18 protein-coding genes are annotated in these 24,443 nt (G+C 71.4%); 8 read left to right on the top strand and 10 right to left on the bottom strand.

From position 1 onward, the window contains the following. Positions 1-125: 125 nt before the first annotated feature. From ACWTPI_RS24985 to ACWTPI_RS24960, 6 genes are all read right to left on the bottom strand, one after another. Complete coding sequence (locus tag ACWTPI_RS24985; RefSeq protein WP_454733052.1) at positions 126-1,679, bottom strand: Y-family DNA polymerase; 1,554 nt, start codon at positions 1,677-1,679, stop codon at positions 126-128. Beyond that, positions 1,612-2,517, bottom strand: coding sequence for a translesion DNA synthesis-associated protein ImuA (gene imuA, locus ACWTPI_RS24980; protein ID WP_454733051.1), 906 nt, complete (start codon positions 2,515-2,517; stop codon positions 1,612-1,614). The genes ACWTPI_RS24985 and imuA overlap by 68 nt, the downstream gene beginning before the upstream one ends. A 282-nt stretch (positions 2,518-2,799) precedes the next feature. Continuing rightward, positions 2,800-4,539: an L-arabinonate dehydratase gene (araD, locus tag ACWTPI_RS24975; protein ID WP_454733050.1), complete on the bottom strand. Its 1,740-nt coding sequence runs from the start codon at positions 4,537-4,539 to the stop codon at positions 2,800-2,802. A 12-nt stretch (positions 4,540-4,551) separates the two neighbouring features. Further along, positions 4,552-5,331, bottom strand: a complete 780-nt coding sequence (locus tag ACWTPI_RS24970; protein WP_029043283.1) for an HpcH/HpaI aldolase family protein — start codon at positions 5,329-5,331, stop codon at positions 4,552-4,554. Between the two features lies 1 nt (position 5,332). Then, complete coding sequence (locus ACWTPI_RS24965) at positions 5,333-6,286, bottom strand: Bug family tripartite tricarboxylate transporter substrate binding protein (RefSeq protein ID WP_454733049.1); 954 nt, start codon at positions 6,284-6,286, stop codon at positions 5,333-5,335. 273 nt (positions 6,287-6,559) lie between these two features. After that, a complete protein-coding gene (locus tag ACWTPI_RS24960; protein WP_454733048.1) occupies positions 6,560-8,005 on the bottom strand; it encodes an NAD-dependent succinate-semialdehyde dehydrogenase in 1,446 nt (481 codons plus the stop codon). Positions 8,006-8,323: 318 nt separating this feature from the next. Between ACWTPI_RS24960 and ACWTPI_RS24955 the strand changes: the two genes are divergently transcribed. Together ACWTPI_RS24955 and ACWTPI_RS24950 are read left to right on the top strand one after the other, a co-directional pair. Beyond that, entirely contained in the window at positions 8,324-9,013 is a 690-nt protein-coding gene (locus ACWTPI_RS24955) for a GntR family transcriptional regulator (protein ID WP_059414019.1), read from the top strand. Between the two features lie 177 nt (positions 9,014-9,190). Continuing rightward, entirely contained in the window at positions 9,191-10,996 is a 1,806-nt protein-coding gene (locus ACWTPI_RS24950; protein WP_454733047.1) for an IlvD/Edd family dehydratase, read from the top strand. A 76-nt stretch (positions 10,997-11,072) separates the two neighbouring features. Here ACWTPI_RS24950 and ACWTPI_RS24945 read toward each other — a convergent pair whose 3' ends face one another. From ACWTPI_RS24945 to purB, 4 genes are all read right to left on the bottom strand, one after another. Further along, positions 11,073-12,134, bottom strand: coding sequence for an alpha/beta fold hydrolase (locus ACWTPI_RS24945; protein WP_454733046.1), 1,062 nt, complete (start codon positions 12,132-12,134; stop codon positions 11,073-11,075). Between the two features lie 163 nt (positions 12,135-12,297). After that, complete coding sequence (locus ACWTPI_RS24940; RefSeq protein WP_020201494.1) at positions 12,298-13,407, bottom strand: mandelate racemase/muconate lactonizing enzyme family protein; 1,110 nt, start codon at positions 13,405-13,407, stop codon at positions 12,298-12,300. Positions 13,408-13,468: 61 nt separating this feature from the next. After that, positions 13,469-14,458 (bottom strand): Bug family tripartite tricarboxylate transporter substrate binding protein, encoded by a 990-nt coding sequence (locus ACWTPI_RS24935; protein WP_029043284.1) that lies wholly within the window; start codon positions 14,456-14,458, stop codon positions 13,469-13,471. A gap of 63 nt (positions 14,459-14,521) precedes the next feature. After that, positions 14,522-15,886 (bottom strand): adenylosuccinate lyase, encoded by a 1,365-nt coding sequence (gene purB, locus ACWTPI_RS24930; protein WP_454733045.1) that lies wholly within the window; start codon positions 15,884-15,886, stop codon positions 14,522-14,524. A 104-nt stretch (positions 15,887-15,990) separates the two neighbouring features. Between purB and ACWTPI_RS24925 the strand changes: the two genes are divergently transcribed. The 6 genes from ACWTPI_RS24925 (at position 15,991) to pgaB (ending at position 24,436) form a co-directional block, all read left to right on the top strand. After that, positions 15,991-16,884 (top strand): LysR substrate-binding domain-containing protein, encoded by an 894-nt coding sequence (locus ACWTPI_RS24925; RefSeq protein WP_020201497.1) that lies wholly within the window; start codon positions 15,991-15,993, stop codon positions 16,882-16,884. 270 nt (positions 16,885-17,154) lie between these two features. After that, positions 17,155-18,390 (top strand): SGNH/GDSL hydrolase family protein, encoded by a 1,236-nt coding sequence (locus ACWTPI_RS24920; RefSeq protein ID WP_454733044.1) that lies wholly within the window; start codon positions 17,155-17,157, stop codon positions 18,388-18,390. Between the two features lie 218 nt (positions 18,391-18,608). Continuing rightward, positions 18,609-19,442, top strand: coding sequence for a hypothetical protein (locus ACWTPI_RS24915; RefSeq protein ID WP_059414008.1), 834 nt, complete (start codon positions 18,609-18,611; stop codon positions 19,440-19,442). Positions 19,443-19,502: 60 nt separating this feature from the next. Next, on the top strand, positions 19,503-19,652 hold the full coding sequence (locus ACWTPI_RS24910; RefSeq protein WP_156173960.1) for a hypothetical protein: 150 nt from the start codon (positions 19,503-19,505) through the stop codon (positions 19,650-19,652). Positions 19,653-20,338: 686 nt separating this feature from the next. Continuing rightward, entirely contained in the window at positions 20,339-22,384 is a 2,046-nt protein-coding gene (pgaA, locus tag ACWTPI_RS24905) for a poly-beta-1,6 N-acetyl-D-glucosamine export porin PgaA (RefSeq protein ID WP_454733043.1), read from the top strand. A 6-nt stretch (positions 22,385-22,390) separates the two neighbouring features. Beyond that, the gene (gene pgaB / locus ACWTPI_RS24900) at positions 22,391-24,436 is read left to right on the top strand and encodes a poly-beta-1,6-N-acetyl-D-glucosamine N-deacetylase PgaB (protein ID WP_454733042.1); all 2,046 of its coding nucleotides are present in this window, start codon (positions 22,391-22,393) and stop codon (positions 24,434-24,436) included. Positions 24,437-24,443 lie beyond the last annotated feature (7 nt).

Genomic DNA, 24,443 nt, shown 5'->3' with positions numbered 1-24,443 from the left:
CGGACGAAGCCAAGCGCAACGAAGCCGGGAAACGAAGCTGGGAAACGAAGCCGGGCAAGACGGAGCGGGATGCAACCGGACCGGGCCGGATGGCGCGCGGCGCGGGCGCGCTCGGTGCAGCCGGCTCAGAACAGCCCGTGCAGGAACCAGCGGTATTCGCCGCCCTCCTCGCGCCCCGGGCGCTGGCGGTAGACCCAGCAGCGCAGGCCGTCGGCGCGCTCGGCGACGAAATAGTCGCGCGTGGCGAGCGCGTCGTCCCACCAGCCGGACTCGATGCGCTCGGGCCGCGACAGCAGCGCCAGCGGCCCGCCGTGGCAGGGCCGGTGGCGCTGCACGGCCAGCGGCAGCGGCTGCGCCAGCAGCCACGGCGGGCGCGCGGGCCAGGCCTGCGCGGGTGCCGCCGGCGCGCGCGCGGGCATCTCGTCCACCGGGCACCAGCGGCTGGCGCGCTCGGGCCGGTGGTCCGCCAGCGGCAGGGGCTGCAGCACGTTCTCGCGGCCCAGGCGCGCCATCAAGGTGTCGAGCAGGCGGCCCAGCCCGGCCGGCGTGCCGCCCGGCTCGGGAAACAGCGCCTCGCTGCGCGGCAGGCATTCCTGCATGGCCTCCACCACCAGCAGCAGCCCCACCGCCGGCACGGTGAACTGCACCTTGTCCAGGCGCTCCTGCAGCAGCCGGCACAAGTGCGCCGGGTCGCGGCTGGGCTCGGCCAGGCTTACCGTCACCGGCGTGGCCGGGGTCTCGCAGCCCAGGCGGTAGCGCTCATGCTCGAGCCGCAGCGCCAGGCGCGTCACGCCGGCCTGCCGCACCGCCAGCCAGCCGCCCAGCGCCAGCAGCAGGCGCTGCGCGCCGGCCATCACGCCCTGGACCGATTCGGTGCGGCCCGGCAGCTCCATGCGCTGCGCGAACTCGGGCGGCGCGGCGAACCAGGCGAAGCGCACCGGCACCTCGCCATAGGCCTGGTCCAGCCGCGCCAGCACGTCCGCGCCGAGGCGGCGCTGCAAACCCGCGCGCGGCAGGCCGCGCACCTCGCCCACGGTGCGGCAGCCGATGCCGTCGAGCCAGCCTTCGTCGGCCACGTTGCGCAGCATGGCCACCGGCAGGCGGTCCAGCAGCCGCGCCATGCGCGCCGGGCGCAGCGCGCGCCGCGCCGGGCGCACCATGCGGCCGTGCCGGTCGCGCCGGAACGGCTGCGCCGCCAGCCACGCCGCGCCGAAGGCGGTCGGCGCGCAGCCCAGTTGGAGGAACACGCCCAGCCGGCGCACCCGCGCATACACCGCGCGGCACAGCGCGCGATGCCCGCCGAACAGCCGCACGCTGGCGCCCGCGTCGATCATCACCGTGGCCGCGTCGGGCTCCGGGTGCAGGCTCACGTGCGGCGAGAAATGCAGCAGCGCCAGCGCCAGCGCCGTCATCAGTTGCGCCTCCGCCGCCGGCTCGCGCTCCAGTTGCACCACCTGCGCCGACAGGGCCTGCACCCCGCCGCGCCGCATGCCGGCCTGCACGCCCAGCGCCACCGCCGGGGTATTGGCCAGCACCACGCGCTCGCGCTCCATCACCGCCACCGGCACGCCGTGATGCAGCACGCCGGGGACCGCGGCGGCAGCGTCCGGCTCAGGCCAGTTCGGCTGCAGCGCGTCCAGCGACAGGCGCGGCAGATGCACCGCGATCCAGTACGACATGGTCTTGCTCTCCCGCAACGGCCTGTGAAACCCGCGGCAACGGCGCCTCCGCAGGCGCGGGCCGCGGCGCGGACGGACGGCCCGGCACCGCCGCCATCTCGTCGAGCGGCAGCACCAGCGGCTGCTCGCGCACCGGGCCGCGCCGCTTGTGGAAGGTGATCGACACCGCATTGCCCGGTGCCGGCGCCAGCAGCAGGCGCAGCACCGCCGGCGACGACTCGCGCAGCACGCCGGCCGGGCGCACGGCCCACGCCACCGCGTCGCCCGCCTGCGCCAGCACCTGCAGGCGGCGCAGCGCCTCGGGCCGCGCCGCGGGCAGCCACACCACGACCCCGCCGAAGGCCTGGCTGCGCAGCACCTGCTCGGCCGCCCACAGCAGGTCGGCCTGCGCCGCGGCCTTGCCGGCGCCGGCCGGCGCGCGCACCCAGAACACCTGCCGCGCCGGCAGCCCCCAGCCGGCCAGGCACGCCGCGTTCGGCAGGTGCGGCGGCCCCACCAGCGCCAGGCGCCGCGGCGCCGCCGCCAGCGCGGCCAGCGCCGGGCGCAGCAGGCGCAGCTCGCCCACGCCGGGCTCGGCCAGCAGCAGCTCGGTCAGCGCCCCCAGCGGCCAGCCGCCGCCCGGCAATTCGGCCGACAGCGCCGCATGGCCGGTTTCCAGCGCCGGCACGCTGCCCGCCTGCCCCGCGCGGCCGAGCTGCCCGGCGCGCCACAGGCCGGGATGGCGCTGCGCGAGCGCCTCCAGCGCCGCCTGGCGGCCGGCCTCGGCGGGCTGGGCCACGGGTGGCACGGGTGGATCAACGGGCGGCGCGTGCGAGCCGGAGGAAACGAGGGAACTCATGTGATGCTTGCGGCCTTGTGACAGCCTTATCCGCGCGGCAAGGCGGCGGGATAAGGTGGGACAAGGCGGGATAGGCGGAATCTCCGAATACTGTATGTTTATACAGTATCGCGGCGGACGCAAGGGGGAGAAGCAGGGAGTGCCGGGATCGCCGCCCCGCGGCGGGACGGTGGCGGGATCGTGGCGGGATCGTGGCGGGATCGTGACGGGATCGTGACGGGATGGCGGCCGGGACACAGCCGCCGCGGGCATCGCGGCAACGGTGTCCCGGCCCGATTTGCGCTACGAGAAGCGCGCTTCCGGATCGGGCACGTTGCCCTGCCTGGCGAGGAAATCGAGGTCGCAGCCTTCGTCCGCCTGCAGCACGTGCTCGATGTGCAGCAGGCCGAAGCCGCGCTCGTAGTGCGGCGGCGGCGCGACCCAGGCCTTGCGCCGCGCCTCGATCTCGGCCTCGTCCACCAGCAGGTCGAGCCGGCGGCCTTCGGTGTCGAGGCGCACCAGGTCGCCGTCGCGCACCAGCCCCAGCAGCCCGCCCACGCGGCTTTCCGGGCAGACGTGCAGGACGCAGGTGCCGTAGCTGGTGCCGCTCATGCGCGCGTCGGAGATCCGCACCATGTCGCGCACGCCGGCCGCCAGCAGCTTCTTGGGGATCGGCAGCATGCCCCATTCCGGCATGCCGGGCGCGCCGGTCGGGCCGCTGTCCTGCAGCACCAGCACGCTGTCCGCGGTCACGGCGAGGTCGGGGTCGTCCACGCGCGCGAGCATGTCCTGGAAGTTGCGGAACACCACGGCCGGGCCGGTGTGCTGGAGCAGGCGCGGCTCGGCGGCGGCGCGCTTGAGCACCGCGCCGCGCGGCGCCAGGTTGCCGCGCAGCACCACCAGCCCGCCGGCCCCGTAGACCGGGTTTTCCTCGGTGCGGATGACGTCGTCGTTGTAGACCTCGGCCTGCTCGATGTTCTCGCCCAGCGTGCGGCCGGTGACGGTCTGGCAGGACAGGTCGAGGTGCCCGGCGATGCGCTTGAGCAGCGCCAGCAGCCCGCCCGCGTAGAACAGGTCCTCCATCAGGTAGGTGCCGCTGGGCTGCAGGTTGCACAGCACCGGCACCGTCTCGCTGGCGCGCGAGAAATCGTCGAGCGACAGTTCGACGCCGAGGCGGCGCGCCATCGCCACGAGGTGGATGAGGGAGTTGGTCGAGCCCGACAGCGCCATGTCCGTGACCACGGCGTTCAGGAAGCTCTGGCGCGTGACGATGTCCTTCGGCCGCAGGTCTTCCCACACCATCTCGACGATGCGGCGCCCGGACATCGACGCCATCTGCGAATGCGTGGCGTCGACCGCGGGGATCGAGCTGGCGCCCGGCAGGGTCAGCCCCAGCGCGTCGGCCATGCTGGTCATGGTCGAGGCGGTGCCCATCGTGTTGCAGGTGCCCGGCGAGCGCGCCGTGCCCTCGCCGACCTGCCGCCACGATTTTTCGTCGAGCTTGCCGGCGCGGTAGTCGGCCAGGGCCTGCCAGGTGCTGGAGCCGGTGCCCAGCATCTGCTGGCCGCGCCAGTGCCCGCGCAGCATCGCGCCGGCGGGCACGAAGATGGCCGGGATATTCATCGATGCGGCCGCCATCAGCAACCCCGGCGTGGTCTTGTCGCAGCCGCCCAGCAGCACGGCGCCGTCGATCGGGTGCGAGCGCAGGATCTCTTCCGCGTCCATCGCCAGCAGGTTGCGGTAGATCAGCGTGCTGGGGCGCACGTAGGTCTCGCCCACGCTCAGCGTCGGCATCACCACCGGGAAGCCGCCGGCCTGCCAGACGCCGCGCTTGACCTCCTCGATGCGCTGCGGGAAATGCGTGTGGCAACTGTTGAGGTCCGACCACGTGCTGAGGATGCCGATGACCGGCTTGCCCTGGAAGTCCTCGCTGGTGTAGCCCATCTGCTTGGTGCGGTACGACTTGTGGTTGCCGGGCTGGCCGGCCGCGCCGAACCAGCGCTGGCTGCGCAGCTGGGACAGTTCAATTCGCTTTCTGCTCATGGGGAATGGCTCTCAGGCGGCGGTGATTTCCGCGAGCAGGGCTTCGCTGCGCCGCGCCAGGATCGACAGGTCGGAGCCCACCGCGACGAAGTCGTAGCCCTGCGCCAGCAGTTCGCGCGCCTGCGCGGGGTTGAAGTTGAGGATGCCCGGCGCCTTGCCGGCCGCGCGGATGTCGGCCAGGATGCGCGCGATCGCCGCCGTCACCTCGGGCGCGCCCGGCTGGCCGTACAGCCCCATGTTGGCGGCCAGGTCGTTGGGGCCGACGAACAGGCCGTCCACGCCGTCGACCGCGCCGATCTCGCGCACGGCCGCGGCGGCCGCCGGCGATTCGATCTGCACCACGATGCACTGCGCCTCGGCGTAGCGCTGGCCGTAGTCCTTGATGCGCGAGAAGCCGTTGGCGCGCATGTTGCCGCTCACGCCGCGGATGCCGTGCGGCGGGTAGCGCGTGGCGGCCACGGCCTGCCGCGCTTCCTCGGCGGACTGCACGAACGGCACCATGAACGAGCGGATGCCGGCGTCGAGCAGGCGCTTGAACACGACCGGCTCGTTGGCCGGGATGCGCACCACCAGTTCCGCCGTGCCGCCCTGCGCGGCGCGCAGGTGGTCGACGACCTGGGAGACGTCGACGCAGGCGTGCTCCATGTCGAGCAGCAGCCAGTCGTAGCCGGAGCCGGCCACCACCTCGGTGACGTGGGGGCTTTCGAGCGTGAGCCACAGGCCGGGCTGCTTGCGCCCCTCGCGCAAGCCTTCCTTGAAGCGGTTCGGTCGCAGGGTTTCAGGTGTTTTCATGTCAGTCGGCCTTGATGTTGGCGGCTTTGGCGAGATTTGCCCACTTGGGCGCTTCGGTGTGCACGAAGGCATTGAATGCCCTGGCGTCCATGCCCGCGGGCTCCAGCCCCTGGCCGCGCAGTTGCTGGACCACCTCGGGCTGCTGCAGCGCCTTGAGCACCGCGCGCGACACCGTGTTGACGATCGCGTCGGGCGTGCCCGCCGGCGCGAGGAAGCCCTGGAAACCGGTGGCATCGATGCCCGGCAGGCCGGCCTCGGTGAAGGTCGGCACGTTGGGCAGCGTGGCCAGCCGCTTGCTGCCGGTGACGGCCAGCGCGCGCAGGCGGCCGGTCTGGACGAACGACTGCACCACGGGCGGCGCGTCGACCATGAACTGGACCTGCCCGCCGAGCACGTCGTTGAGCGCGGGCACGCTGGCCTTGTACGGCACCATCAGCATGTCGACGCCGGCGCTGCGCTTGACCATCTCCATGGCGAAATGCTGCGACGAGCCGACGCCGGCCACGGCCGCGCTGATCTTGCCGCCGCTCGACTTGCTGTAGGCAATGAATTCCTTCAGGTCGCGCGCGGGCACGCCGGGGTTGACCACGGCCACCAGCTCGTTGGTGGTGGCGCGGGCCACCGGCACGAAATCCTTCAGCGGATCATACGAAAGCTGCTTGTAGATGGCCGGGTAGATCACGATGACGCCGGTATTGGCCAGCAGCAGCGTGTAACCGTCCGCCGGCTGGCGGGCCGCGTAGGCGGCGCCGAGAATGCCGCCCGCGCCGGGCCGGTTGTCGATCACCACCGACACGCCCAGGTATTCGGACAGCTTCGATTGCAGGGTGCGGGCGATGAAGTCGATGTTGCCGCCGGGCGCGAACGGCACCACCAGCTTGACCGGCTTGTCGGGATACTGGGCCGCGGCCACGGTGGCCCACAGCATGGCCACGCAGGCCAATAAGCGCTTCATGAATGTCTCCGGATGGTTTTTATAGGTGAGCACGGAAAGTCTAGGTGTGCCCTCATGGATTGTCAATAATCTAATCGATAATTTAACGGGCCGACAGCCTGGCCTGCCCGGCGGGGTCGCGCCGGGGCGGGTAGCACATACCGCGGGGAAAAAGAAGGTCGTTGCGCAGCGGCCCGGCAAGGCCGGAAGCGGCGGTGCCCGATGCCGCTCTTGTGGCGGACCTTGGGCGAGCTTGTGGCGCTCTTGTGCCGCCCCATGCCGCCTTATGTCGCCCTACGCCGCGTACCGGTGCACGAACTTGGTGTTCAGGTATTCCCGCACGCCGATCTCGCCGCCCTCGCGGCCGAAGCCGCTTTGCTTGATGCCGCCGAACGGCGCCTCCGGCGTGGCCACCGCCGTGGTGTTCACGCCCACCATGCCGGACTCGAGCGCGTTCGCCACGCGGTCCGCGGCCTCGGCCGAGCGCGTGTACAGATAGGCGGCCAGCCCCGCCTCCAGCGCGTTCGCGCGCGCGATGGCCTCGTCGGCATCGTCGACGGGAACGATCGCCATCACCGGCGCGAACGGCTCCTCGTGGAGGATCTCGGCGTCGTCCGGCACGTCGGCCAGCACCGTGGGTTCGTAGAAATAGCCGCGGACCAGTTCGGGCGGACGCCGCCCGCCGCACAGCAGCCGCGCGCCGCGGGACAGCGCATCGCGCACCAGCCGCTCGGTGCGCACCCGCTGCCGCTCGGTGGCCAGCGGCCCCATGTCGACGTTCTCCTGCTGGCCGTTGCCGACGCGCAGGCGCCGGGCGCGGGCCACCACCGCGGCCTCGAAGGCCGCCATCACCGGACGCGCGACGAAGAAGCGGCCCGGCGACACGCACACCTGGCCGGCGTTGCGGAACTTGGCCTGCACCGCGGCCGCCGCCGCGGCCTCGACGTCGGCATCGTCGAGGACGATGAACGGCGCATGCCCGCCCAGTTCCATCGTCAGGCGCTTGACGGTATCCGCGCTCTGGCGGATCAGCAACTGGCCGACGCGGGTCGAGCCGGTGAAACTGATCTTGCGCACCGCCGGCGCGGCCATCAGCGGCGCGACCACGTCGTCGGGCGTGCCGATCAGCAGGTTGACCGCGCCCGCGGGCACGCCCGCGTCGTGGCAGCACCGCACCAGCGCGGCCACGCTGCCCGGCGCTTCCTCGGCCGGCCGCACGATGACCGCGCAGCCGGCCGCCAGCGCCATCGCCAGCTTGCGCGCGGCCAGGTTGACCGGGAAATTCCACGCCGTCAGCGCCAGCACGACACCCACCGGCTCGTAGCGCACCTCCAGCCGGCTGGCCGCCGTGCGCCCGCCCAGCACCAGGCCGTAGAGGCGCCGGGCCTCGTCGGCGCACCACTCGAAATGCTCGGCGGAGACCGCCACCTCGGCGCGCGCCTCGGCCAGCGTCTTGCCGACTTCCAGCGTCAGCAGGCGCGCCAGTTCCTCCTGGCGCTCGCGCATCAGGCGGCCGACCTCCCGCAGCACGTCGGAGCGCGCCCACGGCGCCGTCCCGCTCCAGCGCTCCAGGCCGCGCTGCGCGGCCCGCAGCGCGGCGCCGACTTCCGCCTCGCCGGCGCCGGCCACGGTGCCGAGCAGCGTCTCGGTGGCGGGATCGATGACCGGAATGGCGGGGGCATCGACAGCCGCGGCCAGGACCTCGGCCCCGTCGATGAAGTGTGTGGGTGTCTTGTACATGATGCCTCTCTGTGGATCGTTGGGACGGGGATGCGCCGCGGCAGGCTCATGCCTGGCAAGACATCCGGTCGGGTCTGGCGGGGTGGAGAGGACGCGGGGCGTCCGTGCCGCGATTCTGGGACGCCCCGATCTGATTGTCAATAATAGTATTGATATTAATATGGACGCAGTCGCCGCGCCGCATTGACCGCCCGCCGCGGCCCCGCGTAACCTCTCTCCGGGGCGCATGTAGAATTGCCGCGATCCACGTCCCTGCGGGAAGGCGTGCGACGCGGCGCGCGGCGCCGCGCCCTGTCCCGTCTTACTTACGATCCATTCATGTCCGTCGCGCAAAACCGCCATATCGAATCCGCCAGCAAACCCTTCGACGTTCCCGCCGCCGTGTGCGAACTGGAAGAGGACATCGTGCTCGGCCGGCTGCACCCGCGCGAACGGCTGATCGAAGACGACCTGATGCGCCGCTTCGACCTCAAGCGGCACGCCGCGCGCGAGACGCTCTCCGAGCTGGCCCGCCTCGGGCTGGTCGAGCGCCGCAAGAACATCGGCTGCGAGGTGCGCGCGTTCAGCGCGCGCGAAGTGGCCGAGCTGTACCAGTTGCGCGAGCTGCTCGAGAGCGAGGCCGCGCGCATCCTGCCCTGCCCGCTGCCCGAGGAAGGCCTGCAGCGCCTCATCGAGATCCAGCGCGAGCACGATGCCGCCGTCGCCGCGAACGACCCGCGCGCGGTGTTCCGCAGCAACCAGCGCTTTCACGAGACGCTGTTCGGCTTCTGCGAGAACGCCACGCTGCAGCGCGCGATCCAGGAATACGCGCGCCAGACGCACCCGATCCGCTTCAGCTCGCTGGTCGACCCGGCCTACCGCGCGCGCGCGCGCGACGAGCACTGGGCCATCATCGACGCCCTGCGCGAAGGGCGCCGCGACGACCTCGTCACGTTGTGCCGCAATCACCTCGCGCCGTCGCGCGACGCCTACCTTGCGCTGAACCGGCATCTGTTCGCCGGCGCCTGAAACCGCGCGGCACCACGCGCCCCTGACACCACGCCGGTCACACGCGCCGGCCACGCCGGCTGGCCGCGCCAGCCCTCACCCTATTCCGCTCCCCGGCGATCTCCGCTCGACAAGCCCCGGCGTTCGTGCCAGAATCCGTCAATAGTATTATTGATAATTATCCGGAGAGCGTTCACCATGCCTCAGACTCCCAAGGACGGCACCACCGTCGTCCTGCCGCGCGGCCTTCGCAAGGGCCTCACCAACTACGGTGACACCGGCTTCTCCCTGTTCCTGCGCAAGGCGTTCATCAAGGGCGCCGGCTACACCGACGAGGCGCTCGACCGCACCATCGTCGGCGTGGTCAACACCGGCAGCGGCTACAACCCGTGCCACGGCAACGCGCCGCAACTGATCGAGGCGGTCAAGCGCGGCGTGATGATGGCCGGCGGGCTGGCGATCGACTTCCCCACCATCTCGATCGCCGAGAGCTTTTCCGCGCCCACCAGCATGTACCTGCGCAACCTCATGTCGATGGACACCGAGGAAATGATCCGCGCGCAGCCGATGGACGCGGTGGTGCTGATCGGCGGCTGCGACAAGACCGTGCCGGCGCAGCTGATGGGCGCGGCCTCGGCCAACATCCCGATGGTGCAGCTCATCACCGGCTCGATGCTGACCGGCGGCCATCGTGGCGAGCGCGTGGGCGCGTGCACCGACTGCCGCCGCTACTGGGGGCGCTTCCGCGCCCAGGAGATCGACGAGCAGGAGATCACCGAGGTCAACGGCAAGCTGGTGGCCAGCGTCGGCACCTGCTCGGTGATGGGCACGGCCAGCACGATGGCGTGCCTGGGCGAGGCGCTCGGCATCGTCATGCCGGGCGGCGCCTCGCCGCCGGCCGTCACCTCCGACCGCATCCGCATCGCCGAGCTCAGCGGCAGGCAGGCCGTCGAGATCGCGCGCACGGGCCTCACGCCGGACCGCATCCTCACCGCCAAGGCGTTCGAGAACGCCCTGCGCGTGCTGCTCGCCATCGGCGGCTCGACCAACGGCATCATCCACCTGACCGCCATCGCCGGCCGCATGGGCTTCGAGGTGGACCTCGACGCCTTCGACCGCATGAGCCGCGAGACGCCGGTGCTGGTCGACCTCAAGCCGTCCGGCCAGCACTACATGGAAGACCTGCATTTCGCCGGCGGCATGCCCGCGGTGCTGCGCGAGCTGCGCCCGCTGCTGCATCTCGACGCGCTGACCGTCACCGGCCGCACGCTCGGCGAGGAGATCGATGCGTTCCGGCCGTTCCCGCAGACCGTGGTGCGGCCCATCGCCGACCCGATCTACCCGGCCGGCGGCATCGCCTTCCTGCGCGGTAACCTCGCGCCCGGCGGCGCCATCATCAAGCAGTCCGCCGCCAACCCGGAACTGATGGAGCACGAAGGCCGCGCCGTGGTGTTCGAGGATTCGGCGGATCTCGCCAGCCGCATCGACGACCCCGAGCTCGACGTCCACGCCGACGACATCCTGGTGCTCAAGCACATCGGCCCAGCCGGCGCGCCGGGCATGCCCGAGGCCGGCTACCTGCCCATTCCCAAGAAGCTGGCCAGCACCGGCGTCAAGGACATGGTGCGCATCTCCGACGGCCGCATGAGCGGCACCGCGGCCGGCACCATCGTGCTGCACGTCACGCCCGAGGCGGCGCTCGGCGGGCCGCTCGCGCTGGTGCGCAGCGGCGACCGCATCCGCCTGAGCGTATCGGCGCGCAGCATCGCGCTGCTGGTATCGGACGCAGAACTCGCGCGCCGCCGCGAGGCGCTGACGCAGCAGCCCGCGCCGGCGGCGCCGGCGGCCCCCCTGCGCGGCTACCGCAAGCTGTTCCTCGAGCAGATCACGCAGGCCGACAAAGGCTGCGATTTCGCGTTCCTGCGCGCCACCGAGATGGTCGGCCGCGTGCCGGGCCATGCGGCGGATGCAGCGGATGCCGCGGATGCGCCGGACCAGAAATGACCCGGGCCAGGCACAAATGAACAAGGCCGCGCCCAGGGCGCGGCCAGTCATGCCAGGCGCGGCGACGGGACCGGCGCTACCGCAATGCCAGACGCAGCGGCGCCTGCCAGGCCTCCGCTTCCAGCAACGGCGACAGATGTCCGTAGCGCCCGTGCACGGTGGCGCGCACGACGGAGGCCGGATAGTCCGCGCGGGCCGCCGCTGCCGCGGCATCGTCGTCGGGAGGAAACAATACGTCGGAGGTACAGCGCAGCCAGTGGACCGGCATGGGCGCGGCCGCCAGCGCCGCGCTCGCGTCGAAGCGGCGGGCGGCATCGCGCAGGGCCGCCAGCGACCACGGCGAAAAGCGCGTGGCCCAGGCTTCGGCCTCGCCCCGCAGGCGGGCTTCCACGGCATTCATGTCATGCGGCTGACGGTCGGCGAGCCACGCGGCGTAGCCGTAGCGCTGCAAGGTCGCGCGCCGCATGGCGACCCAGGCTTCGCGCGCGGCCGGCACGCCCGCGTCGAGCGCGGCGGCGAGCTGGCGCAGCTGGGTCACATCCTGCGCGGTGCCGTTGCCGCGCGGCGCCGAGGCCAGCACCACCACCCGCGCCGCCGGCACGGGTCCGGCCACCGCCCACTGGAACGCCTGGTATCCGCCATAGGAAAAACCGAGCACGGCGTCCAGGCGCGCCACGCCGAGCGAGCGCAGCCACAGCCCCTGCAGGCGCACCGTGTCCGCGATGGAAACCGGCGGGAAATCCGCGGCAGACGTGGCAGATGTAGCAGACGCGGCAGGAGAATCGGCCGGGCCGCTGCTGCCGAAGCAGGAGCCCAGCGCGTTGGGCACCAGCACGCAGGTCTGCCGCGTGTCGAGAAGCGCGTCCGGCCCCAGCCAGGCGCTGGCCCAGCCGGCATCGGGATGCGCCGGGCCGCTGGCGGGCGGCAGCGCGTGATGGCTGCCTGAAATGCCGTGCAGCAGCAGCACCACCGAACGCGCTTGCGCGGGCTCCGGCCCGTAGCGCGACCACGCCAGGCGCACCGGCGAGAGCGCGCCGCCGCCGTCCAGCGGCAGGCTGTCGAACGTGGCAATACCCGCCGCGCTGGCGACGGATGACATCGGGAATGGCGTCTGGCTGGTGGACTCGCTCATGGACATGGGAGATTCATGGACATGGGAGCTGCCAGGGCGGCCGCCCGCCCATCGCGGTGATGCGACAGATGGCGTGGCGCATGGCGGCGGGCAGCTCCCGCGTGGTGGTCTTGTGCATCACGCGGCGATTGTCCCACAGCATGACATCGCCCGCCGGCCGCCCGATGGTTCAGTTGATGCGGTACCGCTTGACCATGTCCCAGTCCAGCTCGATGCCGAAGCCCGGGCCTTGCGGGATCGCCATGATGCCGTCCTTGATGTGCGGCGGGTTGGCCCACATGCCGGGGAAGATCGGATCGCGGTCCGGGTCCGGGAAGCACTCCACGCAGATGCCGTGCGGCAGCGCGCCGAGCATGTGCGAGGCGATCTGCGGCTCCTCGTGGTGCGCCATGCGCACGCCGGCCAGCGCGCAGGCCGCCGCCGCGCGGCGCCATTCGGTGATGCCGCCGCCCTCCGAGGCGTCGAAGTTGACGATGTCCACCGCGCCGGCGTCGAGCAGGCGGCGCACGCCCGCCGCGCTGACCTCGCTCTGGCCCGCGTTGATGGGGATCGAGGTGGCGCGCCGCACCTCGGCCATGCCGCGCACGTCGTCGTGCCAGTGGCACGGTTCCTCGAACCACGCGATGTCGTAGCGCTCGACGAGGCGGGCGAAGCGCGTGGCTTCCTCCACGCTCCAGCCACGGTTGGCGTCCACCGCCAGCAGGAAGTCGTCGCCGCCGCCTTCGCGCGCGTACTTCACGCGCTCGGCGTCCACCTCGGGCGTCGCGCCGCCCACCTTGACCTTGCAGCCGGCCATGCCCACCGAGCGCAGCCACGCCATCTCGCCGGCGAGGTCGGCCGGCGTCTTGCCGGGCAGGTAATAGCCGGCGATGGCGATGATGGGCAGTTCCTGGCGGTAGCCGCCCATCAGCCGGCACACGTTGATGCCGAGCGCCTTGCCGGCCAGGTCCCACACCGCCGAATCGACGCAGGCGATGGCGTTCATCACCAGCGGCCGGTCGGCCGCGCGGATGGTCAGGCGAAACAGCTTTTCCCAGATGCGCTCGCTGGCATGCACCGATTCGCCGATCAGCAGCGGCGCCATGTCCTGCTCGATCATGCGCGCGATCTCGGGGCCGTGCTCGCGCGGGTCGCCGTTGTAGACCTCGCTCACCAGCCCGGAACTGGTGTGGATGCGGGTGATCACCGTGGCGCGGCTGTCGACCTTGTACGAGCTGCCGGAAAACACCTTGTTGAGCGGGATGCGGACGGCGATGGCCTCTACGCGTTCGATCTTCATTGTTGGAATTCCTTTGATCCTGGCTATGTTTTCGTATGAAGGAATGTCGGGGCGGCAAGGCTCAGTCGATCGTCGCGCCCGAGCGCTTGACGATGGCCGACCACTTGACGCTCTCGGACTGGATGTAGGCGCCCAGCGCCTCGGGCGTGGAGCCCACCGGCACGATGCCGTCGAACATGAAGCGCTTGCGCAGGTCCGAGCTCTTGATCAGCTCGGCGATCTCCGCGCTGAGCTTGTCGATGATGGGCCGCGGCGTGCCGCGCGGCGCCAGCAGCGCGTACCACACGTTGGACTCGTAGCCGGGCACGCCGGCCTCGGCGATGGTCGGCACGTCGGGCATGGAGGCCGCGCGCTGCGCGGTGGACACGGCCAGCACGCGCAGCTTGCCGGCCTTGATCTGCTGCGACGCCACGCCGTAGCTGGCGAACATCGCGCTGACCTCCCCGGCCAGCAGCGCCGGCATGGCCGGCCCCGTGCCCTTGTACGGCACGTGCACGAGGTTGAGCCCGGCCATCGACTTGAGCAGCTCCATCGACAGGTGCGGCCCGCTGCCGTTGCCGGACGAGCCATAGGTGTACTTGCCCGGGTTCGCCTTGACCAGCTTGATGAACTCGGCCAGGGTCTTGGCCGGCACGGAGGGATTGACCACCAGGAAATACGGCGCCGAGGCCAGCAGCGAGACCGGCTCGAAATCCTTGACCGGGTCATACGACAGGTGGCGGTACAGGCTCGGGTTGACGGCAAGCTGCGAGGTCAGCGCCAGCGCCAGCGTATAGCCGTCCGGATCGGACTTGGCCACCAGGTCCATGCCGATGTTGCCGTTGGCGCCGCCGCGGTTGTCCACGATGATGCGCTGGCCCATGTGTTCCGACATGTACATCGTCAGCGGGCGCGCCACGGTGTCGCCGCCGCCGCCCACCGGATAGGGCACCACCAGCCGCACGGGGTGGTTCGGGTAGCCGTCGGCCTGCGCGGGGGCCGCCAGCGCGGCGCCCGTGCACAGCAGCGCCAGCGCGGCCATGCGTCTCGATATCCTGGCAATCCGGTTCATGGTTGTGTCTCCTGTCTGTGTGACGTGTGTTTGTTATGTGTCGTCTGGATGCGGCGCGCGCCGTCAGTCGAGCCAGCCGCTGGCCCGGGTCTCGGCCAGGAAGCGCTCGACGATGCGCGGCGCCTGGCCGACGTAGGTGGCGGGATCGAGCAGCGCCTTGAGCGCGGCCGGCTCCAGCGCGGCGCGGATCGCCGGGTCGCGCGACAGCGCCTGCTCGAAGGTGATGCCGCCCTCCATGCCCTGCATGGCGGCGGCGTAGACCTGCTCGTGCGCGCTCTGCTTGCCGACCTTGTCGGCCAGCGCGAACATCACGCGCTCCGACATCAGGAAGCCGCCCAGCAGGTCGAGGTTGGCGCGCATGCGCGCGGCGTTCACGGTGAGGCCGGACAGCGCGTACTGCATCATCTGCAGCATCGCCGCGGCCATCATGCAGGCCTCCGGCACCGCCTTCCACTCCATGCGCACCGCGGCCACGTCGCGCTCGTGCTCGGCCATCTGCGCGTCGTGCATCATCGCCACGCTGTAGCGGATCGCGCGGCTGAGCGTGACCACGGTTTCCACCACGGCCGGGTTGCGCTTGTGCGGCATGGTGGAGGAACCGACCTTGCCCTCGCTGAACGGCTCGGCCAGCTCGCCGGTCTCGTCGCCCTCCAGGTTCATGATCTCGTTGGCGATCTTGCCCAGCGAGGCGCCGATCAGGCCGAGCACGCTCACGTACTCGCCCAGGCGGTCGCGCGCCGGCTGCCAGCTGATCGGCGCCACGCCCAGCCCGAGGCGCGCCATCAGGCGCGCCTCCAGCGCACCGGCCTGCTCGCCGAACGACGCCTGCGTGCCCACCGCGCCCACCATCTGGCCGACGAAGGTGCGCGGCTCCAGCGCGCGCATGCGCTCGTGGTGGCGGCCCAGCTCCGACAGCCAGATCGCGCACTTGTGGCCGAAGGTAATCGGCAGGGCCTGCACGCCGTGCGTGCGCCCGGCCATCGGCGTGTGCTTGTGCTCGTCGGCCAGCCGGTACAGCTCGCGCGACACCGCGGTCAGGTCCCGCATCAGGATGGCGTGGGCCTGCCGCACCTGGAGCATCATGCCGGTGTCGTAGACGTCCTGCGAGGTCGGGCCGAAATGCACGAACTCGCCCAGCCCGCCCGCGCACTGGCGCTGCAGCGCGCGCACCGCCGGCACCAGCGGGTGCTTCACGCGGCGCGTCTCGGCGGCCAGCGCGGGCAGGTCGATGTCCGCCACGCGCGCCTTCGCGCCGATCTCGGCGGCCGCGGCCGCGGGAATCATGCCGAGCTCCGCCTGCGCGGCCGCCAGCGCGGCCTCGAAGTCGAACCACTTCTGCACGCGGTTCTCTTCCGAGAACACCGCGCGCATTTCATCGGTACTCCACATGTGCTGCTGGAGCGGCTGGTCGAACACGCTGCTTGTCATGGCGGGAAGCCCTTGTCTCCTCGATCGGTGGGGCCATTCTGGGCTTCCGGCTTCTTTCTGTAAAATGACATGTTCGTAGACAATCATTACCGGAATGGCATGATATGACCCTCCAGCAATTGCGCTGCCTGCAGGCGGTCATCGCCAGTCAGCTCAGCATCTCGCGCGCCGCGGATGCGCTGCACACCACCCAGCCGGCGGTCAGCAAGCTGATCCGTTCGCTCGAAAACGAGATCGGCGTGGAACTGTTCGTGCGCCGCGGCAACCGGCTGGTCGGTCTGACCGACGCGGGCCAGGAAGCGCAGGCGCTGTCGCGCCGCGTGCTCAACGACACGCGCGCGCTCGCGGGCCTGGCCGGCGCGGGGCAGGCCGGCGGCAGCGGCACGCTGCGCGTGGGCACCACCCACATCCACGCGCGCTACGGCCTGCCGGACGTGATCCGCCGCTTCAGCAAGGCCCATCCGGCGGTCAACCTCGAGTTGCTGCAGGGCCATCCCGCGCAGATCGTGCAGTGGGTCAGCGACAACGCGGTGGACCTCGGCATCTCCACGCTGCCGGACAACACGCCCGAAGGCATCGTCGCGCTGCCGGCCTATCCCATCCCGCGCTGCCTGATCGTGCCGCGCCGCCATCCGCTGCTCAAGCTCGCGCGCGTGAGCGTGGAGGACATCGCGCGCTATCCGCTCGTGACCTACGACGAGCACTTCAATTCGGGATGGATGGTCACGCGCGAGTTCCAGCGCCGCGGCCTGTCGCCGCGCGTGGTGGTGCGCGCCACCGACGCCAACGTGATCAAGGCCTACGTGGCCGCCGGCCTCGGCGTGGCGGTGGTGCAGCAGATGGCGGTGGAGCCGCGGCGCGACACCGACCTCGCCGTGATCGACACCGGCGAGCTGTTCCCGCCGTCGATGGCCTCGGTCAGCCTGCGAGAGGACCAGTACGTGCGCGGCTACATGCAGGACTTCATCGACATGATCGCGGCGGGCGGGCGCCGCTGAAACCGCGGCCATTCCCGGCACGCCCTCCCGCATTTCCCCTTCCCGCCTCTCTCCTTCCCGCCTCGCGCCGGCATCGTAGATGAAATACCACTCGTATGTGGGGATTTCTGGTGCATGTGCTTTTTACACGAATACCCTAAAACTAGAATCTGTTTGAAATACGATTTTTTGCAGACAAAATCATCTGGTCATTAGCAGGATTCCGCCTTGCATTAAAAGGCCCACCGCAATTCGACGCAATCCGACGCAATTGAACCGGGGGAGACACAGATGCAATTGAACGCGCAATTCAGCAGGCTTCTGGCATTCATCGTGCTCGCGGCGGCAACCGCGCTGGGCGGTTGCGGCGGCGACGGCGGCGGCGGCGGCCACGCCGGCACCGCCGACGCCAGCGGCTCGCCGGCACCCGTCGCCGGCAACCCCGCCAACCCGGCCAATCCGGCCAATCCCCCTTCCACGCCACCGCCCGGCGGCGCCGACGCGCAGGCGCACACCCTGGTGCTCGCCGGCATCGACGGGCTCACCGCGGGCGCGCACGGCAGTACGTGGCGCGCTTATTTCCTCGCCGCCACGCGCGGCGGCCTCGGCGACGGCGGGCCCGGCTACCTGCCGTTCGACGACCTCGCCGCCACCAGGACCGCCGACCTGCGCCGCCTCCACATCCATGACCCGATGGGCAGGCTCTCGCTCGACGGGCGCGGCATCGCCACCGACGCGGGCACCGGCACCGCCGCCTTCTCGCTGACCCCGCCCAGCCTGTGGTCGAGCGCGCGGCTGTTCTACCTCCGGCAGCCCGGCGGCGGCGCCATGCAGTGCCGGACCACCAACGCGGGCGACGCCGGGCAGGCCGTGCAGACCGACGCCGCCGCCAACACGCTGGCGTGGATCGACCTGGCCTACCAGCCGGCCGCCGGCGGTGGCGGCGTGGGCGTGGGCTGCAGCCAGATCACCGGCAAGGTGACGGTGTTCGGCGCGCTGTTCTCGCTCGGCAGCCTCGGCATCCAGCTCGGCAACACCGGCCAGCGCGGCCGGCGCCTAGCCGCGGTGGCCGCGCAGGACAGCGACATGCGCCGGCAATGGTTCGCCGCGCTCAAGCCCGCCGCCTACCTGCTCAACGGCGGCCTCAACGACCGCTATTCCCGCACCGCGCAGCAGCACGAGTCCGACCTGCTCGCCGTCATCCAGGACATCGTCGCCGCCAGCCCGGCCACGCGCATCCTGGTGGTGCAGTCCGGCGAGACGCGCGACTGGCAGGTCTCCGCGCTGGCCGCGTTCGCGCCGCGCAAGCAGAGCGTCGCCACGCAGACCGGCGCCGGCTACGTCGACCTGCGCGCGCTGCTCGGCTCGTTCGCGCAGGCCACCGCCAGCGGCTACATGGCGGACGACGAGCATCCCGGCGATGCGGGCAACCGCCTGATAGGCCCCTACCTCGCTGACCAGCTCGGCCTGCGCTCGCTGCTGCCGGATCCCGGGGCCACGGCCTTTCCCCCGCTGCTTTCGCCATGAGCCGCCAGGAGCCCACCGCCGGTGGGCTTCTTGCATAAGGCGTCGCTTCAAGAAGATCCTGGCGTCGTTGCGCGGCACGGCAAGTACCGCTTGTACTGTCCGCGGCCGCGCGCCTGGCCAGGACCGCTTCGCTTCATCTTGAAACGACTTCCAGGAGGCCGCCTGCGCGGCGCGGCCGGCAACCCGCACAGCCCGTACCACGCCATCCGAGGAGACGCATGAAAGATACGACCGTGTTCACGAGCCAGGAACTGGATACCTATTTTTCCTCCTACGTGGGGATGGAAGGCGGCAACCCGGCGGCGGCGGTCTGGTTCTGCGACAGCAGCCCGCAGCGCTGGACCGAGCCGCTGCGCGCGCCGCTGCTGCCGCGCCTGGCGCCGCACGCCTGGGACGCGGCCTTCCGCGCCGAGCACCGCGACAGCATGGCCCGATGGCTGAGCTACCAGCGCATCGCGCGCATCATGGCCGCGGCTCGCGCCGAGGTGCTGGGCCGGCGCCTGAGCGACACCGACTGGAAGCCGTATTTCGAGCAGGAACTGTTCAGCCCCGACGGCGCCGAGTTCAAGCTCAACCTGTTCCCCGTGCCGGACCAGCTCGACGGCGTCGCCCGGTGGTCGACCGTGTTCCGCGGCCAGCCCGCGCTGCTGCCCAAGGAGCGCTACCTCGACCTGTGCCGCTTCGGCGGGCGCTTTCGCTTCCTGGCCCGCATCTGCGCGTGCTGGCAGCCCAAGGTGGTGGTCTGCTTCGGCCAGCGCCACACGCAGGACTTCATCCGCGCGTTCGGGCTCGGCAAGACCGTGGCGGACGAATGGCAGCTGCAGCCGGCCGACCTGGTGATGTCGCTGCGCGTGTTCCGCGGCGACGGCACCACCTGGATCATCTGCCCCGCGCTGGCCGGCGCCAACGGCCTGAACTCGGACGTGCTGCTCAACGCGTTCGGCAAGCTGCTGGCCACCAGCTTCGGCGCCGCCCGCGGCGACGCGCCGGCTGCGCGCGGGACGCGGCGGCAGCCCGCGCCCGAGGATGCCGGCGGCCACTGCTGCACGTAGCCCCCCCGCACGCTCCCCCGACCGATGCCGCCATGCCACCGCCCGGTGGCACGGCGCGGCATGCCGGAAGCAAACCGGTCCGGCAACGGATTGCGCGCGCCGCAATGCCGATCCGGCATCGGCATTGATATCGGCATCGATGCCGATCGCGTATTTTTTCCAATATTTACCGTAAAACAACTTAGTAGCTCGGTGGGGTATTTTTTTTGATTTTCACCTCGCCGCCATCGCGCGCCGCGCATTTCCTTCAGGCGAAGCACACGACCGCCACGGTTTTGAAACACGGCGGCCCTCCCGGCAGGTAGTCCATCCGGATGACCCTCATCCGCACAATTCCACCCCGGCGCCGGCGCGGGACCATCCGAGTGCCCGGCGCCAACCATCCCCGGCACCGGACCGCCGCCACCGATGGCGGGCCGGCATGCCCGCGGCGCCGCGCCAGGCAACGGCGCCGGCGCGGCCCGCCCCGCGCGGACGCCTCCACCGTGCCAGCCATCCGCGAGCCTAGTGCTTATGGCCTCTGCCGCTGCCCCGCCGCATCGCCAAATACTGCTTCGCGTGTGCCAGCAACGTGACACCCGCCCACGGGCGGCAAGCGATCACGCAGGCACGGCAGGCAAGCAGCAAGCGGCAGGCAACTGCCCGCGGCGCCACGATGCAGGGCGCGCGCGGGCCGCGCCGGCCTTGGATGGGAAACACGGGCGTGGCCGGCACCAGCCGGCGGCGCCTTCGCATCTGGTCGATGCCAGCAGTCATGGTCCGGCAGCGCGGGCGGCACGCCGCGCCGCCGGGCCAGCACCGTCCCCTCGCCTCACCGCAGCGGCGCCGGCAAGCATATGCCGCGCACCGACGGGGACGCTTTTTCTGTAGTCGCAGCGCACTCCGGGGGAAACAACGTGAACTCATCGCAGCACAGCCGCAAGCGCTTGCGAACCACGCTCAGGACGACCGCCGTCCTGCTGGCGCTGTTCGCCCGCGAACAATGCGCAACCGCCGCGGCAAGACAGCCGGCGCCGGCCCAGCCACCCGCGCCCGGCATGGCGCAGCCCGCCGCGCCCGACGGACCCGACCAGCTCAGGCAGCGCCTGTTCGACCTCGCCGAGGGCGGCTCGCCGGCCCTGGCGCTGGAGCAGGCCGCCGCGCGGCCCGACGTGTTCGGCACGCGCGACCTGCTGCTGCTCGAGCACCTGCGCCTGGCCCAGCAACTGCGCTGGGCGCGCCAGCAGGCCAACGCCTCCAACGACCCCGACCGGCTGGACGCGGCCGACCGCGCGCTGGCCGCCGCCGACGCGCTGCTGGCCCGCATCCCCGACGAAGCCGAGTACGACGCGGTGCGCCGCGCCGCGCTGACCGACCGCCTCGTCGCGCTGGCCGTGCGCGGGCGCATGAAGGAGGCCACCGCGCTGTACGCGCAGCTCTCGCAGGCGCCGGCGCCACTGCCGGCGCCCGCCTACGCCGCCGCCGGCGACGCCTACAGCTACCTCGACCAGCCCGGCCCCGCCGCGCGCGCCTACGAGCAGGCGCTGCAAAGCCAGGTCGATCCGCTCAAGGAGACCCCCGAGCCCTACGCGCTGTCGCTGCCGGACGTGGAGGAAAGCCTGTTCTTCGCCTACCTCGACCAGGGCCACTACGAGGCCGCGCGCGCGCTGATCGCCACCATGGCGGGCAAGACGCCGCAGCACGACGCGCTCTCCGAAGACGCCGACAAGGTCAACCCCGAGTACGGCCGCGTGCAGAAGCTGCAGGCGCAATACCTGCTCTACACCAACCGCGTCGCCGAAGGCGTGGCGGCGCTGGAGGCATTGCGCAAGGACGCGCCGTTCGACCCCACCCTGCTGAGCGCGCGCGCCGACGGCGCGCTGGTGCTGGAGCGCCCCTACGGCTCGCTGGCGCTCTACGAGCAGGCCCAGGCCGACCACCCCGGCGACGTCGAAAGCCTGGCCGGGCTCGGCAAGAGCGCGCTGCAGATCCATCAGTACGACAAGGCCGGCGCCGTGGCCACGGCGTTCGGCGCCAGCTTCCCCGACAACAACGCGGTCAAGAACTTCCAGCGCGAGTACCGCGCCTACGACAGCCCGCAGCTCATCGTCAACGCCGGCGTCGAGCACGGCAACTCGGTGCTCGCCGACACCGCCTGGAGCATCGACGCGCAGCTCTACTCGCAGCCGCTGGCGGGCTACTGGCGCGTGTTCGCCCACCAGTTCTCCGGGCGCGCCAGCACCGGCGACGGCCAGAGCGTCAGCCGCGTGCGCAACGGCATCGGCGGCGACTTCCGCCGCGACGGCTGGGAAGCCGCCGCCGAGGTGCACCAGTCCGCCGGCGGCAACGGCCGCACCGGCGGCACCGGCACGGTGGCGTTCCGCCCCAGCGACCACTGGCGCTTCGGCGCGGGCGTGGACTCCGACGACAACACGCTGCCGTGGAAGGCCTACCAGGCCGGCGTCACCGGCCGCAGCGCCACCGCCTCGGCGCGCTACATGCAGGACGACGCGCGCTACTTCAACGTGATGTACGGCGTCGGGCGCTACAGCGACACCAACCTGCACCAGTTGTGGGAAGGCACCTGGTACCAGCGGCTGATGAACCAGCCGCGCCACCAGGTCTCGTTCTGGCTCGACGTGGGCACCAGCAGCAACACGCTGGCCGACACCGCGTACTTCAACCCGCGCCGCGACTACACCGCGCAGCTGCGCTCCATGTACCAGTGGACGCCGTGGCGCTACGCCGAGAAATCGTTCAGCCAGCGCGTCTACGCCACCGTCGGCGGCTACCGCCAGAACGACTTCGGCACCAGCATGCTGTGGGAGGCCCGCCTCGAACAGTACTGGCAGCTTGGCCGCAAGGCGTCGCTGGCCTACGGCATCGGCGTGGGCAGCAAGCGCTACGACGGCACGCGCGAGACCACCAAGCTGATCTACCTCAACCTCAACGTTCCGCTATAGGTCATCATGAGCCAATTCAATCGCCGAAAATTCCTTGGCTTCGCCGGCGCGCTGTCGGTGGCCCAGAGTGTCCACGCCCGCTACGGCCTGCCGCTGCTGCCGCCGCCGGACCGCGACGACGGACTGACCTTCCGCGTGCTCGCCTTCCACGACATCCGCGACGACCTGCGCGCCGACGTGGACACCGTGGCCGACACCTGCGCGATCAGCACCGCCACGCTCAACAACATCTTCGCCTGGCTCAAGGGCAACGGCTTCCATCCGGTCAGCGTCGACCAGATCATCGCCTCGCGCCGCGGCGGCGCGCCGCTGCCGCCGCGCGCCGTGCTGCTGACCTTCGACGACGCCTACGAAAGCCAGTACAGCAAGGCCTTCCCGCTGCTGCGGCAGTACGGCTACCCGGCGCTGGTGGCGGTGGTGTCGAGCTGGACCAACGCGTCGCCGCAGGGGCCGGTGCGCATCAGCCACAAGTCGCTGATGCCGCGCGGCTACTTCATGAGCTGGAGCAACCTGCGCGAGATGGCGCAGTCCGGGCTGGTGGAGATCGCCTCGCACACGCACGACATGCACTACGGCGCGGTGGCCAACCCGCAGGGCAACGAGCTGCCCGCGGCCAGCACCCATCTCTATCTCGCCGCCCTGCGGCGCTACGAGACCGACGCCGAGTACGAAGACCGCGTGGGCGCCGACCTGCGGCAGAGCGCCGAGCTGATCCGCGCCAACACCGGCGTCGGCCCGCGCTCGATGGTGTGGCCCTACGGCATGTACAACGCGGTGCTGATCGGCGCCTCGCGCAAGCTCGGCATGCACGTGCATTTCACGCTCGACGACGGCCCCAACACGCCCGACGTGCCGCTGAGCAAGATCCGCCGGCTGCTGGTCTCCTACGACTGGGACGCCGGCATCATGCTCGGCCAGTTCCGCCAGCAGTCGGCCTACCGCGGCGACAGCGAGCCGGTCGAGCGCGTGGTCAACGTCGCGCTCGACGACGTGTACGACCCCGACCCCGAGCGCCAGGAGGCGCGCCTGTCGCGGCTGCTCGACCGCATCAAGGACCTGGAGCCGAAGTCGGTCTACCTGCAGGCCTACCACGACCCCGACGGCAGCGGCACGGCGCAGGCGCTCTACTTCCCCAACCGCCACATGCCGGTGCGCGCCGACCTGTTCTCGCGCGCCGCGTGGCAGCTGATCACGCGCGCCGGCGTGCAGGTCTACGCCGCCATGCCGGTGCTCGCCTTCCGGCTGCCGGCCGGCCATCCGGCGGCGTCGCGCCTGGTGCTCTCCACGCCGGGCACGTTGCAGGACGGCAGCGGCCCGCGCCAGCGCACGCGGCTCAGCCCGTTCGACCCGCTCGCGCGGCGTGCGATCCGCGAGATCTACGACGACCTCGCGCGCTACACCAGCTTCAACGGCATCGTGTTCGGCGACGACGCGAGCCTGGGCATGCACGAAGACGCCGGCGAAGCCGCGCTGGCGGCCTATGCGGACTGGGGGCTGCCGCGCGACCTCGCCGCCATCCACGCCGACCCCGAACTGCTGCGGCGCTGGTCGGACGCCCGCCTCGACCACCTCGTCCGCTTCACCGGGCAACTGGCCGACGCCATCAAGGACTACCAGGGCGGCGGCAACGTGCTGACCGTGCGCAGCCTGCCGGCCGACGCCGTGCTGCGCCCCGGCGCGGCGCCGCGCCTGGGCCAGGACCTCGACGCGTTCGCCGCGCACTACGACTTCGTCAACCTGCTGGCCTATCCCGACCCGGGCGGCGGCGCGCCGCCCGCGCCGTGGCTGGACAGCCTGGCCGCCGCCGTGGCGGCGCACCCGGGCGCGCTGGCCAGGACCATCTTCGCGCTGCTCACGCTGGACGCGCGCACGCACGCGCCGGTGCCCAGCACGACGCTGCGCGCGCAGATGGAGCGCCTGCGCGTAGCCGGCGCGAAGCACCTCGGCTACTGCCCGGACCAGTTCATGTCCGGCCAGCCCGACCTCGCCGTGCTGCGCGACGTCATGTCCATGCAGAACCTGGTGCGGCCGCGCGCGGGCATCCGGGCCTAGGCGGCCA

This window comes from Cupriavidus ulmosensis, from assembly GCF_977008105.1.
The sequence above is the reverse complement of the archived record's forward strand: the minus strand, read 5'-3'. Positions and strand labels throughout refer to the sequence as shown.